Source organism: Streptomyces sp. NPDC005483 (genome assembly GCF_040606035.1).
GTDB lineage: Bacteria > Actinomycetota > Actinomycetes > Streptomycetales > Streptomycetaceae > Streptomyces.
Genome location: NZ_JBEXEA010000117.1, coordinates 1 through 1,661 on the forward strand (window position 1 = coordinate 1; position 1,661 = coordinate 1,661).

Genomic DNA, 1,661 nt, shown 5'->3' on the forward strand with positions numbered 1-1,661 from the left:
CCTCGCGCTTTCATGAAGCGGGCTGTCCGGCAGGCGGTCAGGGAAGCAGAAAGTGCCTCTGACCAGCGAGAATGAGGATTGCTGAGGTCCTTGTTCCCGCCCCTGTCGGAGGCACTTTCCAGGTGAAGCAGCCTATCGGGTCCTATCCCCATGTCCTTGTCCGAGATGACGGCCGGGCCGTGGTCACGCAGGCCGGTTCGGTCCTGTTGGTCGAAACGGTCCGCAAGATCGGCCTTGACCAGGCGATATCCGCAGCCCTGACCCCGTGGCGGAGACCGCGAGCCGTCCACGATCCCGGCAAGATGCTCGTGGACCTCGCACTGGCGGTCGCACTCGGCGGCGACTGCCTGGCCGACGTCGCCATGCTGCGGGCCGAGCCGGGTGTGTTCGGCCCGGTTGCCTCCGATCCGACGGTCTCCCGTTTGATCGGCACCCTCGCCGCCTCCGGCGAGAAGGCGCTGACCGCGATCCGCGCCGCACGTTCCGAAGTCCGCAAAAGAGTATGGGAGTTGGCCGGCGAGCGGGCTCCGGATGCCGGCGGACAGGTGACCGTGGACCTGGACGGGGTCCTGGTCGTCGCGCACTCGGACAAGCAGGACGCGGCCCCGACCTGGAAGAAGACCTACGGACACCATCCACTCATGGGCTTCGTCGACCACGGCCCGGGAGGAACCGGCGAACCTGTCGCAGCCCACCTCCGGCCCGGCAACGCGGGCTCGAACACGGCCGCCGACCACATCACCGTCGCTCGCCTCGCCCTCGCTCAACTGCCCAAGAAATACCGGCGGGGACGGCGGACACTGATCCGCTGTGATTCCGCGGGCGGCACCCACGAGTTCGTGGCCTGGCTCGCCCAGCGCGGACGCTGGCTGTCCTACTCGGTCGGCATGGTGATCACCGAGGCCGTCCACGAGCACGTTCTGAAGATCCCCGCATCGGCCTGGACGCCTGCGGTCGAATCGGACGGCGAGGTCCGTGACGGGGCCTGGGTCGCCGAACTCACCGGTGACCTGCTCGACGGCTGGCCGCAGGGCATGCGGTTGATCGTCCGCAAGGAACGGCCCCATCCCGGAGCCCAGTTGAGGATCACAGACGCCGACGGCATGCGGATCACCTGCTTCGCCACCAACACCCTCAACCAGCCGATCGCCGGACTCGAACTCCGCCACCGGTTGCGAGCCCGCGCGGAGGACCGCATCCGGGCCGCGCGAGCGACCGGACTGCGCAACCTGCCCCTGCACGACACCGCGCAGAACCAGCTCTGGCTGGAGATCGTCCAGATCGCCCTCGACCTGCTGGCCTGGATGCCCATGCTCGCCCTGACCGGCCAGACCCGGCTCTGGGAACCCCGCCGCCTGCGACTCCGCCTGTTCTCCGCGGCCGGCCAGCTCGTCACCACCGGCCGACGCCGCATCCTCCGCCTCGCCCGCCACTGGCCCTGGACCCACGAGATCACAGACGCCCTCGCGCGGCTCGCACCCCTGCCAAACCCTGGCTGACCAGCCAACTCACCTGTCCCTGCAAGACAACGTGCCAGCCCGGAGCAGTGGAACCCGGCGTCCACCCGAGACGACACCCGGGCCCTCAACCTGCCCCGCCTCAGCCACCGACAACGAAATGGGCCCCCGACTCCGTCGGCGGCCCATCACGAAAGATCGAGG

Annotated in this window: 1 protein-coding gene; it reads left to right on the forward strand. The window is 69.1% G+C overall.

What is annotated here, in order from left to right; all coding sequences use genetic code 11:
- Positions 1-122: 122 nt before the first annotated feature.
- Positions 123-1,499 carry an IS1380 family transposase gene (locus tag ABZT06_RS50510; protein ID WP_355756689.1) on the forward strand — a complete coding sequence of 459 codons (1,377 nt, stop codon included), beginning with the start codon at positions 123-125 and terminating at the stop codon, positions 1,497-1,499.
- The last annotated feature ends 162 nt before the right edge of the window (positions 1,500-1,661 follow it).